11 protein-coding genes and 2 pseudogenes are annotated in these 14,532 nt (G+C 75.2%); 6 read left to right on the forward strand and 7 right to left on the reverse strand.

Going from position 1 to position 14,532, the window contains the following annotated elements; genetic code table 11:
* Positions 1–20 precede the first annotated feature (20 nt).
* The 7 genes and pseudogenes from ACQP0U_RS23800 to ACQP0U_RS23830 all read right to left on the reverse strand — a co-directional run bounded on the left by ACQP0U_RS23800 (position 21) and on the right by ACQP0U_RS23830 (position 8,697).
* On the reverse strand, positions 21–1,193 hold the full coding sequence (locus ACQP0U_RS23800) for an alkaline phosphatase family protein (RefSeq protein WP_433310940.1): 1,173 nt from the start codon (positions 1,191–1,193) through the stop codon (positions 21–23).
* A complete protein-coding gene (locus ACQP0U_RS23805; RefSeq protein ID WP_433310942.1) occupies positions 1,190–1,957 on the reverse strand; it encodes a methyltransferase domain-containing protein in 768 nt (255 codons plus the stop codon). Before ACQP0U_RS23805 ends, ACQP0U_RS23800 begins: the two co-directional genes overlap by 4 nt.
* A 75-nt stretch (positions 1,958–2,032) precedes the next feature.
* Positions 2,033–2,209 (reverse strand): hypothetical protein, encoded by a 177-nt coding sequence (locus ACQP0U_RS23810; RefSeq protein ID WP_167492956.1) that lies wholly within the window; start codon positions 2,207–2,209, stop codon positions 2,033–2,035.
* 93 nt (positions 2,210–2,302) lie between these two features.
* Complete coding sequence (locus ACQP0U_RS23815; protein ID WP_433310945.1) at positions 2,303–5,689, reverse strand: error-prone DNA polymerase; 3,387 nt, start codon at positions 5,687–5,689, stop codon at positions 2,303–2,305.
* Between the two features lie 90 nt (positions 5,690–5,779).
* A pseudogene (locus ACQP0U_RS23820) lies at positions 5,780–7,425 on the reverse strand (DNA polymerase Y family protein).
* Positions 7,422–8,147, reverse strand: coding sequence for a hypothetical protein (locus ACQP0U_RS23825; protein WP_433310948.1), 726 nt, complete (start codon positions 8,145–8,147; stop codon positions 7,422–7,424). The pseudogene ACQP0U_RS23820 and the gene ACQP0U_RS23825 overlap by 4 nt, the downstream one beginning before the upstream one ends.
* Before the next feature lie 100 nt (positions 8,148–8,247).
* Positions 8,248–8,697, reverse strand: a complete 450-nt coding sequence (locus ACQP0U_RS23830; RefSeq protein ID WP_007463070.1) for an SAV_6107 family HEPN domain-containing protein — start codon at positions 8,695–8,697, stop codon at positions 8,248–8,250.
* Positions 8,698–9,142: 445 nt separating this feature from the next.
* Here ACQP0U_RS23830 and ACQP0U_RS23835 point away from each other — a divergent pair, with 445 nt between their 5' ends.
* From ACQP0U_RS23835 to ACQP0U_RS23860, 6 genes and pseudogenes are all read left to right on the forward strand, one after another.
* The gene (locus ACQP0U_RS23835) at positions 9,143–9,631 is read left to right on the forward strand and encodes a YbaK/EbsC family protein (RefSeq protein WP_433310951.1); all 489 of its coding nucleotides are present in this window, start codon (positions 9,143–9,145) and stop codon (positions 9,629–9,631) included.
* Positions 9,632–9,696: 65 nt separating this feature from the next.
* The gene (locus ACQP0U_RS23840; RefSeq protein WP_433310953.1) at positions 9,697–10,467 is read left to right on the forward strand and encodes a monooxygenase; all 771 of its coding nucleotides are present in this window, start codon (positions 9,697–9,699) and stop codon (positions 10,465–10,467) included.
* Entirely contained in the window at positions 10,464–11,015 is a 552-nt protein-coding gene (locus ACQP0U_RS23845) for a GNAT family N-acetyltransferase (protein WP_334499290.1), read from the forward strand. The genes ACQP0U_RS23840 and ACQP0U_RS23845 overlap by 4 nt, the downstream gene beginning before the upstream one ends.
* Positions 11,012–11,890 carry a carotenoid biosynthesis protein gene (locus ACQP0U_RS23850; RefSeq protein WP_433310957.1) on the forward strand — a complete coding sequence of 293 codons (879 nt, stop codon included), beginning with the start codon at positions 11,012–11,014 and terminating at the stop codon, positions 11,888–11,890. Before ACQP0U_RS23845 ends, ACQP0U_RS23850 begins: the two co-directional genes overlap by 4 nt.
* Positions 11,887–13,013 (forward strand): annotated as a pseudogene (locus ACQP0U_RS23855) (glycosyltransferase). Before ACQP0U_RS23850 ends, ACQP0U_RS23855 begins: the two are co-directional and overlap by 4 nt.
* A gap of 11 nt (positions 13,014–13,024) precedes the next feature.
* A complete protein-coding gene (locus ACQP0U_RS23860) occupies positions 13,025–14,512 on the forward strand; it encodes a phytoene desaturase family protein (RefSeq protein ID WP_433310960.1) in 1,488 nt (495 codons plus the stop codon).
* Positions 14,513–14,532 lie beyond the last annotated feature (20 nt).

Here is a 14,532-nt window from a genome sequence, read left to right on the forward strand (position 1 = left end):
GCGGGCCGAACCGCCCCCGGTCAGCCCCGGACGACCAGCAGCGGCACGGTCAGCTCGGCGGCGGTGTCCGACCCGTGGTAGGCCACCAACTTCGACGCCATCGGCCGCTCGGTGCGACTGGCCATGACCGCGTACGTGTCGTTGCAGGTCACCACCACGTCGCCGATCCGGCCCAGGTGTTGCTCGGGCACCGGCCCGAACCAGCCGGTGGCCACCACCTCGTCGCGGGTGCGTACCCGGGCCGTGCCGCCGAGCACCTCGGACCAGGCGGCCAGCACGTCGTCGACCGCGCCCGGCTCGACGTGCAGGTAACGCACCCGGGCCTCACCGGCCACCAGCCGCACACCGGCCCGCAGTCGCGGGTCGGTGTCCAGGTCGAAACGGTGTGCGGCGGGGATGTCGAGCTGCCCGTGGTCGGCGGTCACCAGCAGCGCCGCGTCCGGGGGCAGCCCGTCGACCAGCCGGGCGACCAGGGCGTCCACCTCGGTTGCGGCGACCCGCCAGGGCGCCGAGTCGACGCCGCTGACGTGGCCGTGCCGGTCCAGGTCGGGGTGGTAGCCGGAGACCAGTGTGGGCCCGGCGCCGGCGGCCAGCGCGGCCAGCATGGCGGTGGCCACCGCGTCCCCGTCGGCGGCGCCCCGGAAGTCGCCACCCCGGTTGGCGGCCACTGTCAACCCGCTGCCGCCGAACTCCGGACGACTCACCACTGTCGTCGTCACGCCGGCGGCGCGGGCCCGCTCCAACTGGGTGGGCACCGGCTGCCAGCGCAGCGGCGGCGGATCGGCGGCCCAGTCGGTGTGGGTGAGCACCCGATCGGTGCCGGGTACCCGCACGGTGAAACCGAGCACCCCGTGCGCGCCCGGCGCGACACCGGTGCCCAGCGACACGAGGCTGGTCGGGGTGGTGGACGGGAAACCGGCGATGAGCGGCCGGGCCACAGTCGCGGCGAGCCCGGCGAGGGTCGGCGCGTACGGTGCCGCGGTCGGCAGCTGGTACCACCCGAGCCCGTCGACCAGCAGCACGGCGATCCGGCGTACCCCGGCCAGCGCGGGCACGAGCCCGAGCGGGTCGGTCGAGCCGGGCACGCCCAGCACGGCCAGCGCGCTGGGCAGCACATCGGCGAGGCGGCCGCCGCCGTGGTCCGGCCCGAGGATCTCCAGCGGCGCCGGCACGCCACCGGCCTCGGCGATCATGCGGGTCGGCGGGCGAACAGGTGCAGTTGGGCGGCCAGGTCCCGGTACGGCGGTTGGGCGGCCAGCGCACGTTCCAGCTCGATCAGGCCGGCGGACTGCCCGTCGGCGACCGCTGCCGGCAGCAGGTCGGCCAGCACGCGTACCCCGTGGATCTCCTCGACCACCAGCCCGGCGGCACCGAGCAGCGCGGCGGCGCCGGCGGCGTCGTAACGTCGGCGCAGCGTGTCGCGCGGCCCCGCGGTGCCGGCCGGATCGGCGGCCAGGGTGGTCGCGACGTCCAGGTGCCCGTTCATCGCGCGGCCCAGCACGGCGGCGGCCCGGCCGGCCACCAGCACACTGGCCGCGCCGCCCGGGCGCAGCGCGGTGGCCAGCGCCGCCACCACCGGCGTCGGGTCGTCGACCACCTCCAGCACGGCGTGGCAGAGCACCAGGTCGACGCCGGCCGGCTCGACCAGCCCGGCGAGGGCGTCACCGTCGCCCTGCACGGCGGCGATCCGGTCGGCCACCCCGGCCTCGGCGGCGCGGCGGGTGAGCGCGGCGAGCGCGTCGGGGCTGGCGTCGACGACGGTGACCCGATGCCCGGCGCGGGCCAGCGGAACGGCGAAACCGCCGGTGCCGCCACCCACGTCCAGCACTGTGAGCTCGGCGTCGCCGCGCCGGTCCAGTTCGGCGCGGAGCACCGACCAGATCACTGCGGTACGGGGTGTCAGCGGCGGCTCGGCGAACCGGCCTCGGGTCTGCTCCACCCGGCCGAGCCTAGTCACCCGGCCCGGTGGTGGTGCGGGCGTGTGGCGGGCGCGCCCACCACACGCCCGATCGGTGCGTGGTGCGGCGGTCGGTCAGGCCTCGGTGCCCTCGGCCTCGTCCTCCGCCCGGGACCGGCGCTCGTTGGCCACCGGACCGTTGGTCACCTCGTACTCGCGGGGGTCGGCCAGGTGCGAGGGCACCCAGCCGGTGCCCAGTCGGGTCCGCCGGGCGTTGGCGATTCCACCGGTGTACGCGTGATTACCCGTCACTGTCGTTCCCCCTCACGGATCACGGGCCGCTCTGCCCGCTCGGGACGAGTCTCCCGTTCGGCGGCTCGGGAAACCGTAATGTGGATCACTGAATCAGCGGAAGTCACGGGAGGCCGGGCTCACCGGTGGCTCGATGGCGTCCAGCCGGTCGGCGACCAGGTTGGTCACCCCCTCGTGCCGCTGCAACCGCCCCCGGACCACAAGCGCGGCACTGGTCCGTGCCACCCGCCGGTAGCGCTGCCACAGCCCCGGCGAACAGGTGACGTTGAGCATCCCCGTCTCGTCCTCCAGATTGAGGAAGGTGACCCCACCAGCGGTCGCCGGGCGTTGCCGGTGGGTGACGATGCCACCGACCCGGATCCGTTGCCCCGGCTCCACCCGGCCGAGCCGGGCGATCGGCACCGCGCCGAGCACGTCGAGCTGACCCCGGATGAACCGGGCGGGATGACTCTCCGGCGACAACCCGGTGGCCCACACGTCGGCGACCAGCCGATCCACCGCCTCCATTCCGGGCAGCGTGGGCGCCGCCGCGCCGGTCACCGTGCCGGGCAGCCGATCCGGCCGGTCCTGGGCCGCCGCACCGGCGGCCCACAGCGCCTGCCGCCGGGTCAGCCCGAAACAGGCGAAGGCGTCCGCGGTGGCCAACGCCTCCAACTGCGCGGCGGTGAGACCGAGCCGCCGGGCCAGGTCAGGCATGTCCCGGTACGGCCCACCGGCGACCCGTTCGGCCTCGATCCGTTCGGCCACGTCGGCACCGAGGGTCCGCACGCTGGACAGGCCGAGCCGGACGGCCGGGCCGCCCAGCCCCCAGGCGTGCGGCGGCTCCCCCGGCCCGCTGCCCCACCGGGTCTCCGGGGTGGACTCCAGCACCGCCAGCGCCCCACTGGCGTTGATATCCGGACGACGGACCTCCACCCCGTGCCGACGGGCGTCGTCGACAAGGGTCTGCGGCGAGTAGAAACCCATCGGCTGGGCGTTGAGCAGCGCGGCCAGGAACGGCGCCGGGTGGTAGCGCTTGAGCCAGGAGCTGGCGTAGACCAGGTAGGCGAAGCTCATCGCGTGGCTCTCCGGGAAGCCGTAGCTGGCGAACGCGGTGAGTTTGCGGTAGACGTCGTCGGCCAGCTCACCGGTGATGCCCCGCTCGGCCATCCCGGCGTAGAGCCGGTCGGCGATCCGGGTCATCCGCTCGACCGACCGTTTGGCGCCCATCGCCCGGCGCAACTGGTCGGCCTCGGCCGCGTCGAAGCCGGCCAGGTCGATGGCGAGCTGCATCAACTGCTCCTGGAACAACGGCACACCCAGGGTCTTCTCCAGGGCGTTGCGCATCAGCGGGTGCGCAAAGGTCACCGGCTCCTGGCCGTTCTTGCGCCTGATGAACGGGTGCACCGAACCGCCCTGGATCGGGCCGGGACGGATCAACGCCACCTCGACCACCAGGTCGTAGAACTCGCGGGGCTTGAGCCGGGGCAGGGTGGCCATCTGCGCGCGGCTCTCCACCTGGAACACCCCGACCGAGTCGGCCCGGCAGAGCATGTCGTAGACCTCCGGGTCGTCCAGGGTCATGTCACCCAGGTCGAGCCGGGACCCGATCATGTCGTAGCCGTAGTGCAGGGCGGAGAGCATGCCCAGGCCGAGCAGGTCGAACTTGACCAGGCCCACTGCGGCGCAGTCGTCCTTGTCCCACTGCAGGACGCTGCGCCCGGGCATCCGCCCCCACTCCACCGGGCAGACCTCGATCACCGGCCGGTCGCAGATCACCATGCCACCGGAGTGGATGCCCAGGTGCCGAGGGAACGTCTGCAACTCGTTGGCGTACTCCACCACCTGCTCGGGGATGTTCTCGACATCGACAGTGGCGACCGAGCCCCACCTGTCGATCTGCTTGCTCCAGGCGTCCTGCTGCCCCGGCGAGTAGCCGAAGGCCTTGGCCACGTCCCGCACGGCCGACCGGGGCCGGTAGGAGATGACGTTGGCGACCTGGGCGGCGTGCTCCCGGCCGTAGCGGGTGTAGACGTGCTGGATCACCTCCTCCCGGCGGTCGGACTCGATGTCCACGTCGATGTCCGGTGGGCCGTCGCGTTCCGGGGCGAGGAACCGCTCGAAGAGCAGTTGGTGCCGGACCGCGTCCACGTTGGTGATCCGCAACGCGTAGCAGACCGCCGAGTTGGCCGCCGAACCCCGACCCTGGCAGTAGATGTCCTGGTCCCGGCAGAACGTGACGATGTCGTAGACCACCAGGAAGTAGCCGGGGAAACCCAGCTCCTCGATCATGTTCAACTCGTGGTCGAGTTGCGCGTACGCCGTCGGGTGCGCCTGCGGCGGCCCGTAGCGCTCGTGCGCCCCGTCGGCGGTCAGCTTCCGCAGCCAGCTCATCTCGGTGTGCCCCGGCGGCACCGGGTACGCCGGTAACTGCGGCGCGACGAGTTGGAGGTCGAAGGCCAACTCGGCGCCGAACTCGGCGGCCCGCGCCACCGTACCCGGGTACGCCGCGAACCGGGCCGCCATCTCCGCGCCGCTGCGCAGGTGGGCGGTGGCCGCCGCGGGCAACCAGCCGTCGATCTCGTCCAGGCTGCGTCGGGCCCGGACCGCGGCGACGGTGGTGGCCAGCCGACGCCGGCCGGGGCTGGCGTAGTGCACGTTGTTGCTGGCCACCGTCGGCAGCCCGGCCGCGGCGGCCAGATCGGCGAGCGCGTCGTTGCGGTCGGCGTCGACGGGATGGCCGTGGTCGGTCAGCTCCACGGCCACCGTCTCCGCGCCGAACAGCGCGGTCAGCCGGTCCAGCTCGCGGGCCGCCGCGTCCACCCCCTCGGTGAGCAGCGCCCCCGGCACGTGCCCCTTGCGGCAGCCGGTCAGCACCAGCACGTGGTCACGCAGCTCGGCGGCGACCTCCTCCAGGTCGCCGTAGACCGGGCGGCCCTTCTCCCCGCCGCGCAGCTGGGCGCGGGCGATGGTGGTGGCCAGCCGGGCGTACCCCTCGTGGCCGTGCGCGAGCACCAGCAGGTGCGCGCCGTGCGGGTCGGGCTCGCCGTTCTGCGGGCCGGGCAGGCCGAGGGACAGCTCCGCGCCGAAGATGGTCGGCAGGCCCAGCGTACGAGCCGCCTCGGCGAAGCGGACCACCCCGTAGAAGCCGTCGTGGTCGGTGACGGCGAGCGCGGTGAGCCCCAGCCGGGCCGCCTCCTCGGCCATCTCCTCCGGGTGACTGGCGCCGTCGAGGAAGCTGAAGTTGGTGTGCGCGTGCAGCTCCGCGTAGGGCACCACGCCGTCGGGACGGGTCAGCTCCGGCGGCTGGTACTGCTCGCGTCGGCGGCTCCAGGCCGGGGAGTCGCCGCCGTCGGCGTCCACGGCGAGCGGGTCCACCACGTGCAGGTGCCGCTCCTCGCGCGACCGCCCGCCGCCCGACCGGCCGGAGCCGCCGCCGGCCCGCCCGGAGAGCACCCGCTCCAGCTCCGACCAGGGCATCTTCGGGTTGTGGAAACTCATCGAGCCGCCCTCACGGGTGGCCGGACCCCGACGGCCGGATCCGCCGGCGGGAGGGTCGGTGAGCCCGCCTCCGGCCGCGGGAGCACCGGCTCAGTCATAGATCGCCTCCACCAGCCACTGCCCGGCCTCGACGGCCAGCAGCAGGGCGGCACCGTCGGCCAGGCTGACCTGGAACCGGGCCCGGCGGCGGGCCTCGACCGGCGCCCACCAGCGCTCGTCCACCGGCCACGGGCCGGCCCAGCCCACGATCTCGGCCGGCTGGCCGGTGCCGACCACCAGCCGGGCCGGTGGGGCGCTCACCACCAACCGCGCGCTGATCACCACCGGCTCGCCGGCGGCGTCGTGCACGGTCGCCGCGAGCGGGCTGGGCAGCACCACCGCCGGCGCGGGCGCCGGCAGCCGGCCCGGCCACGGCGGAACGCCCCCACTGCGCTCCGCAGGCCGACCGGCACTGTCGGCCCGGTCGCCGCCGCTGGTCATCGGCTCGCCGGGCAGTGGTGCCGGGCCGGGACGGGCGGGGACGCGTTCGTCGCCCCACGGCACCAGTCGCACCTGGTCGGCCGGGGAGCGGCCACCACCGAGCACCGCGGTGACCACCGCCTCCGGGCCGAGGATGCCCTGCACCCGGCTCAACGCCCGGTGCGCGCGTTCCCGCTCCTCGCCGGTCTCTCCCCAGAGGCCGGCCTGCAGACCGGCCTGGGCGATCACCCCGTCCGGGATCAGTCGCAGCCGGATGATGCCGGCCGTCGGTCGGGCCGGCCGGGCACCGGCGCGGCCGTTGCTGCCGGAGAGCCACCCGTCGAGCTGCCAACGCACCCGGTCGGCGATGGCCGAGGCGGTGAGCAGGCCGTCGTGCCGCCACACCCGGTGCAGCTCCTGCCCGTGCTCGGTGACCGCCTCGATGCCGAGCCGGGTGCAGGCCAGCCCGTGCCCGGCCAGCCGCTCGTGCAGCTGCTCGGCCAGCGCCCGGGCCACGAACGCCGCCGCGTCGACCCGGTCGATCGGCTCGTCGTGCTCGGCGGTCACCGTCAGGTCGGCCGGCGGCTGCCGGACGGCGAGCGGGCGGTGGTCCCGCCCGGCGGCCAGTCGATGGGCCAGCGCACCGTCGAACCCGAACCGGGCCAGCACGTCGCCGGCCGGCAGAGCGGCGAAGTCGCCGAGGGTGCGTACCCCAGCCGGCGCAGCAGGTCGGCCAGCGCCGAGCGGCCGAGCGCCTCGACCGGCAACCCGGCCAGGAACTCCGGTGTCCCGCCCGGTGCCACCACCCGGCCGGCGCGAGCGGCCAACCCGGCCGCGAACACCCCGTCGGCGATGCCGACCTGGCTCTCCACCAGGCACGACTGGGCCACGTGCTCGATGATCCGCTCGGCTGCCGCCTCCTCACCGCCGAGGTAACGGGCCGGCCCCCGGGCGGCCACCGCACAGGCGCCCGGACGGACCACCTCGACGCCGGCGACCAACTCCTCCACCGCGGCGACCACCGGCTCGAACGCCCGGGCGTCCCGGCCCGGGTCGTACTCCACGACGGTGAGCTGCGGGCAGCGACCCTGCGCCTCCCGCTTGCGCAGCCCTCGACGCACCCCCTCGGCGCGGGCCTGCTCGGAGCAGGCGACCACCCGGTTGGCGTGCAGCACGGCGACCGGGCCGGTCGCCGGCACCCCGTCGACGATCTCGGCGGCGAGCACCGGCCAGTCCGGGCACCACAGCAGCAGAGTGCGTGCCGGCGCGCCGGTCACCCCCGACCGACCAGGGCGAGTGGCGCGGCCGATCGGCCCGCCGGCGACGGCGGCGTACGAGGGATCACCCGGGTCAGCTCGTCACCCGGGAGCCAGACCTTGATCTCCTTGGGTCGGGCGGCCGCCCCACGCCCGCGCGCCGAGATGGTGATCTCCCGGCGGCGCAACCGCCCCCGGCCCAGCCCGAGCCCCTCCCAGACACCACGGACCACCTGCAACGTCACGTCCGCGCCGTCCCACCGGCCGTACGGGACCAGCACGCTGCCGCGCTGCCGGGCCCGGGCGGCCAACCGGGTGGCGACCGAGGCGGAGACCGAGGCCGGCACGGTGGTGACCACGACGTCCACCCCGTCGATCAGCGCGGCGACCACGGTGGCCCACTCGGGGCCAGGGTTCGGCACCAGGGCCAGCCGGTCCAGGGCGATGCCCAGCTCAGCGGCCGCGCCCGCGCCGAACGTCGGCACCCCGACCACGGCGCACCACGAACCGGCCCGGGACGCCTCGGCGAGCAGGGCCAGCATCAGTGAGGTGCCGCCACTGCGGCGGGGCTGACCGGCGGCGACCGCGATGGTGCTGCCCCGGCGCAGGCCCCGGTTGGGCAGCAGACCGGTCAGCTCGGGCGCCACCGGCAGCACCCGGTGGCCCCCGACCGGGTCGGGTGCGCTCGCCGGGCGCACCAGATCGGCCAGCGCGGCGGAACCGACCACCATGCGGCCCGCCATTGGACCAACTCCCCGTCGTTGCTGCGGATCAGATCAGGACCGGCACGCCGTGCCACCGGCCGCCCGGCTCCCCCGCGGGGCGGCCGGTGGCACGGCGGGATCAGGCGGCGAGGCCGTCCAGGGCCGGTTGGTGGGCCACGCCGAGCGCGGTTTCCACCACCGTGACGAACTGTTCGGCAGCGCGGAGCAGATCGTCGGCCTCCCGGGCGCTGACCACCCGGGGGATGCCGGCCTCGGCGGCGGCGCGCTTGCTGGCCCCCGCGGCGAAGAACCGGGACCACTCGTCGAGCTCCGGAGCGACAGCGCAGAGGAGGACCCAGACGCTGGTGATCCGGTTGCGCCGACTCGGTGCGGGTCGGGCCCGGGCGGCGAGCAGCGCCGCCGCCGCGCGCAGGGCCGCCAGGTGGGCAGCCGCGTAGCGCAGGCCGTCAGGTCGGGTCTGGCCGGCCTCGACCAGCCCACGGCGGGCCAACGTGAGGAGTTGGGCGGGGGTGCGATGCGGCAGCACGTGCGCCGGCACCGTCGGTGCCTGAGCCGGGTTGGTCGGCATGGATGTCTCTCCTCCACGTGGCCGAGACGTCACTCCGGCGGCTGATGCCGCCGACGGGACGCCGAGGTCGGGGTGGTGCGGAGGAAGACGCACCGGGTGTGGCCGGCCGGGTGTGGATGCTTCCCCACACCACACCCGGCCGGCGGACCGGCGGGTGCGTCGCCCGCTGCCCGGGGGTCGTGGGCGGCGGACGACGCTCCTGCCTGTTGGGACCAGGCTCGCGACTGCCCGGAAACCCAGGTGCGGCCCGCGGAGCCGCACCGCCCGGAGGTGGCGCCGCGAAACGCCGCGCTCCGGCTGGTTGGAACGGGCGTTCGAGGCAATCGAACACTCGTTCTAACTGCTGCTGACAGTACACCTCCCCTCCGACGAAAATGCAACGTGTGACGCGCCGAGCGTGCCGGCCGGCTGAACCGGCCATCAGCGGACCGGGAAGAATGGCGGGATGCAGCCACACCCGAACGTACGGGCGGTGCAGGACGCGCTCACCGCCGCCGACACGCTCGACGGCGCCGGTGAACCCAGCATGGTCCGTCTGCTGCCCGACGCGGTGCACACCGCCGCAGCGGCCGCCGAGGCGCTCGACGTCGAGGTCGGTCAGATCGCCAACTCACTGATCTTCGACGCGGACGACACGCCGCGGCTCGTCCTCACCTCCGGCGCGCACCGGGTCGACACCGCCGGCCTGGCGGCATCGATCGGCGTCACCCGGCTGCGCCGGGCCACCCCGGAGTTCGTCCGAGCCCACACCGGACAGCCGATCGGTGGGGTCTCCCCACTCGGGCACCCGCACCCGCTGCGCACCCTGGTGGACACGGCGCTGGCGGCGTACCCGGAGATCTGGGCCGCGGGTGGCGTACCCCAGGCGGTCTTCCCGACCACCTACGCCGAGCTGCTGCGGGTCACCGCCGGCACCGCGGCCGAGGTGGCGTGAGCGAGCGCAGCGAGCGAACCAGCAGGCACAGCAGCGATGCGCTCGCGCCGCCGCGAAGCGGAGGCGTGAGCGAGCGTAGCGAGCGAACCAGCAGGCACAACAGCGCGACTCCGGAGCTGGTCACGCTGCACGTGTGGCGGACCTCCCGCGGCGCGCTGCCCCGGGCGCTGACCCGGATGGCGCTGGATCCACGCCGGTTGCGCGCCCTCCCGGGCGTTCGGTTCGGCAAGCTGCTGGGCACCGGGACCGGCACCGACTTCGGGCCGAGGGACGCCGACCTGACCCGGTGGGCGGCGCTGACCGTCTGGGACTCCCCCGCCGCGGCCGCCGGCTTCGACGACTCGTCGGTCGGGCGGGCCTGGGCGCGCATCGCCCAGGCCCAGGTCCGGATCGACCTGCGCCCGCTGACCAGCCGGGGCGAGTGGTCCGGCCAGCGGCCGTTCGGCGACCCGTCGGGCGGCCGGGTCACCGGCCCGGTGCTGGCACTGACCCGGGCCCGGCTGCGGGCCCGCCGGGCTGCCACCTTCTGGCGGGCGATCCCGCCGGTGGCCGCCGCCCTGCGCGACGCGCCCGGGCTGCTGGCCCGGTTCGGGGTCGGCGAGGCACCGTTGGGCTGGCAGGGCACGGTGAGCGTGTGGCGCGACCCGACGGACCTGGTGGCGTTCGCGTACCGTCACCCGGAGCATCGGGCGGCGATCATGCGAACCCCCACCGCGGGCTGGTACGCCGAGGAGCTGTTCGCCCGGTTCGAGGTACGCGACGTGGTCGGCGACCGGTCGGTGCTCGGGTGGGTCGCCGACGGCGGTCCGGAAACGGTGAAGGGTGGACGGGCATGAGGTTGGTGCGCTGGACGCCGGACGATCTCGTCCGGCGGCTGGACGACGTGGTGGCCGTCTACGGCGAGGCGATGGGATACCGCACCGACCTGCTGGAGGCCCGGCGCGGTTACATCGCCACCCACGTTCGCCGGCCGGGTTTCCGGGCGGTCGCCAGCCTGACCAGCGAGGGTCACCTCGCCGGCTTCGGCTACGGCTACCTGGGCGCCTCCGGTCAGTGGTGGCACGACCAGGTGCACCGCGCGCTGGACGCCCCGACCCGCACGCGCTGGCTCACCCACTGCTTCGAGGTGGTCGAGCTGCACGTCCGGCCCCCGGCGCAGGGGCACGGCCTGGGCACCGGTCAGCTGCGCGCGCTGCTCGGCATGGCGGAGGGCGACACCACGCTGCTGTCCACCCCGGAGGCCGACGAGCAGACCTCGCGGGCCTGGCGGTTGTACCGGCGGTTCGGCTTCGTCGACGTGCTGCGCGACTTCCACTTCCCCGGCGACGAGCGGCCGTTCGGCGTACTCGGTCGGGATCTGCCGCTCGAGCCACCGGCGTCATGACCCGGCGGATCTCCTGGACGCTGCTCGCCGTCCTGGTGTTCGCCCAGATCTGCTACCCGCTCACCACCGGCGCCACCCGGGCCGGGCTCACAGTGGCCACCGTCGTCCTCGGGTGGCTGCTCTCGGTCGGCCACGCGCTGCTCAGCCGGGGCCTGCGGGTGGCTGCGGCGCTGGTCGCGGTGGCCACCGGCGGCGGGTTCGCGATCGAGGCGATCGGGGTGGCCACCGGTGTGCCGTTCGGCAGCTACGACTACTCCGGCGAGTTGGGCCCCAAACTGGCCGGTGTGCCGCTGATCATTCCGCTGGCCTGGACCTGGATGGCCTGGCCGGCCTGGCTGGCAGCGGTCCGACTGACCGGCGGCGGCGCCGCAACGGCCGGCGGGAGCGGGTCGACAGCCGGCGGCAGCGGGTCGACGGTGGGCCGATGGGTGGGGCGGATCGCGCTGGCCACTGTGGGGCTGGCCGCCTGGGACCTCTTCCTCGACCCGCAGATGGTGGCCGAGGGCTACTGGGTCTGGCGCGACGCCACCCCGGCCCTGCCCGGCCTGGCCGGCATCCCGGTCAGCAACTACCTGGGCTGGCTGCTCTTCGCGGTGCTGATGATGAGCGCGCTGCGCCCGCTGGCCGGGCCGGCCGTCGAGCACACCGACCGGCGGGACCACCCGATGGTCGCGCTCTACCTGTGGACGTACTTCTCCAGCATCCTGGCCCACGCCGTCTTCCTCGACCTGCCCGCCTCGGCGCTCTGGGGCGCCGCCGGCATGTCGGTGACCGCCGTACCCCTGGCGGTGACAGTGCTCCGTGCCCAGCGCGACCGTCGCCTCCGGCCGGAAGACCACCAGCCACACCGCCCCGGCGTCGACGCGACCCGATGACCGTCCTGCTCGCCCTGCTGATCGCCGTCGCCGCGTTGACCGGCCACACCTGGCTGAACACCGCCAGGTGGCTACGCCGGCCCACCGACCGGCCCGACGACGTCGACGAGCCGGTCACCGTGCTGCTGCCGCTGCGCGACGAGGCCGCCCGGGTCACGCCCTGCCTGCGCGCCCTGCTCGCCCAGCGTGGCGTACCCGAGCTGCGCGTCGTGGTCCTCGACGACGGGTCCACCGACGGCACCGCCGACGTGGTGCGCGCGGTGGCCGGCGACGACCCCGGGTCACGCTGCTCACCGGGGTCGCCCCGCCGCCGGGCTGGCTGGGCAAGCCGCACGCCTGCTGGCAGCTGGCCACCCGGGCCGACCCGGGCGCCACCGCGCTGGTCTTCGTCGACGCCGACGTGGTGCTCGCCCCGCACGCCGTGGCCGCGGCCGTCACCGAGTTGCGCGCCGCCCGGGTGACGCTGCTGTCGCCGTACCCCCGGATCGTGGTGACGACGGCGGCCGACCGGCTGGTGCAGCCGCTGTTGCAGTGGCTCTGGCTGACCTTCCTGCCGCTGCGCGCGATGGAGCGCTCGCGGCGGCCGTCGCTGGCCGCGGCGGGCGGGCAGTTCCTGGTGGTGGACCGGGCCGGCTACACCGCCGCCGGCGGGCACGCCGCAGTCGCCGACAAGATCCTGGAGGACGTCGAGCTGGCCCGGGCGGTCAAGCGGGCCGGCGGGCGGATCGCACTGGCCGACGGCTCCCGGCTGGCCACCTGCCGGATGTACGACGACTGGCCGCAACTGCGCGACGGGTACTCGAAGTCGCTCTGGGCGTCGTTCGGGCACCCGGGCGCGGCGGCGGCCGTGGTGGCGACGCTGCTGCTGCTCTACACCGCCCCACCGCTGGTCGCGCTGACGGGTGCGGCGGCCGGCGCACCCGGGGTGGCCGCCGTGGGCCTGGCCGGCTACCTGCTGGGGGTGGCCGGACGGGTGCTCACCGCCCGCGCGACAGGCGGCCGGTGGTGGCCCGACGCGCTCGCACACCCCGTGTCGGTCGTGGTCCTCGGTTGGCTGACCCTGCGGTCGTACCATCTGCGAAAGCGACGCCGCCTGACCTGGCGGGGCCGCCCGGTCAGCTAGGAGGACGCGGCATGGCGCGGATCGTGGTCGTCGGCGCCGGGGTGGGTGGCCTCGCCACTGCCGCCCGGCTGGCCGCCACCGGGCACCAGGTGACCGTCTTCGAGCGGGCCGACACGGTCGGCGGCAAGCTCGGCCGGTACGCGCACGACACCCCGGCCGGGTCGTTCCACTTCGACACCGGGCCGAGCCTGCTCACCCTGCCCGAGGTCTTCCACGACCTGTTCGAGGCGACCGGGGCGAAGCTCGACGAATACCTGGACCTGGTCGGACTGGACCCGATCGTCCGGCACGTCTTTGCCGACGGTGGCCCGACCCTTGACTCGTGCGCCGACCCGGTGGAGTTCACCGCCCGGATCGGGGCCGCCTTCGGTGACCGGGCGGCTGCCGACTGGCAGCGGCTGTGGCGCCGGGCGGCGCGCGTGTGGGAGGCCTCCTCGCGGGACATCCTGCACCGTACCGTCGACTCTCCCCGCGACCTCGCGTCGTTGGCGTGGCGCGTCGGCGACCTGGCCGCCATCGCCCCGGGCCGCAGTCTGCGCGGCCTGGGCCGCCGCCACCTGTCCGACCCGCGGCTGCGGATGCTGCTGGACCGCTACGCCACCTACACCGGCGCCGACCCACGTCGGGCACCGGCGGCGCTGGTCGCGGTCCCCTACGCCGAGCTGGCCTTCGGCGGCTGGTACCTGCGCGGTGGGCTGGGCACGCTCGCCGACGCGCTGCTGACCCGCTGCCTGGACCTCGGCGTGGTCGTGCAGACCGACGCCACTGTCACCCGGATCGACGCCACCGGCGGCCGGGTGCACGGGGTACGCCTCGCCGGCGTCACCGCCCCGGTGCCCGCCGACGTGGTGGTGGCCAACGTGGACGCGCTCACCGTCTACCGTGACCTGCTGCCGCACCCGCGTCGGCTGGCCGGGCTGACCGACCGCAGCCTCGCCGGCTTCGTGCTGCTGCTCGGCGTCTCCGGCAGCACCGGGCTGGCCCACCACAACGTCTTCTTCCCGGACGACTACGACGCCGAGTTCGACGCGGTCTTCGGTGACCCCGGGCGCGGCGTACGGGCCCGGCCGGCGGCCGACCCGGCGGTGTTCGTGACCGTGGCTGACGACCCGATGGTCCGCCCGGCCGGACACGAGGCGTGGTTCGTGCTGGTCAACGCCCCCCGGCAGGGCACCGCTGCGGGCGCTGTCGACTGGCGACGCCCAGGGCTGGCCGACGCGTACGCCGACCGGATCCTGGACGTGCTGGCGCGACGTGGCGTGGACGTGCGCGACCGGCTGCTGTTCCGCGAGGTGCGGACCCCCGCCGACCTGGACGTGGCGACCGGCGCGCCAGGTGGCTCGATCTACGGCACCGCGGGTGGGTTGCTCCGCCCGGCCAACCGGGGCCCGGCGAACGGGCTGTGGCTGGTGGGTGGCTCCACCCACCCGGGTGGCGGATTGCCGATGGTGACCCTCTCCGCGCAGATCGTCGCCGACGAGATCGGCCCGGCCTGGTAGAGCGCCTCTCCAGCAAGCCC

The organism is Micromonospora sp. CA-269861 (assembly GCF_050948505.1).
Taxonomy (GTDB): Bacteria; Actinomycetota; Actinomycetes; order Mycobacteriales; family Micromonosporaceae; genus Micromonospora.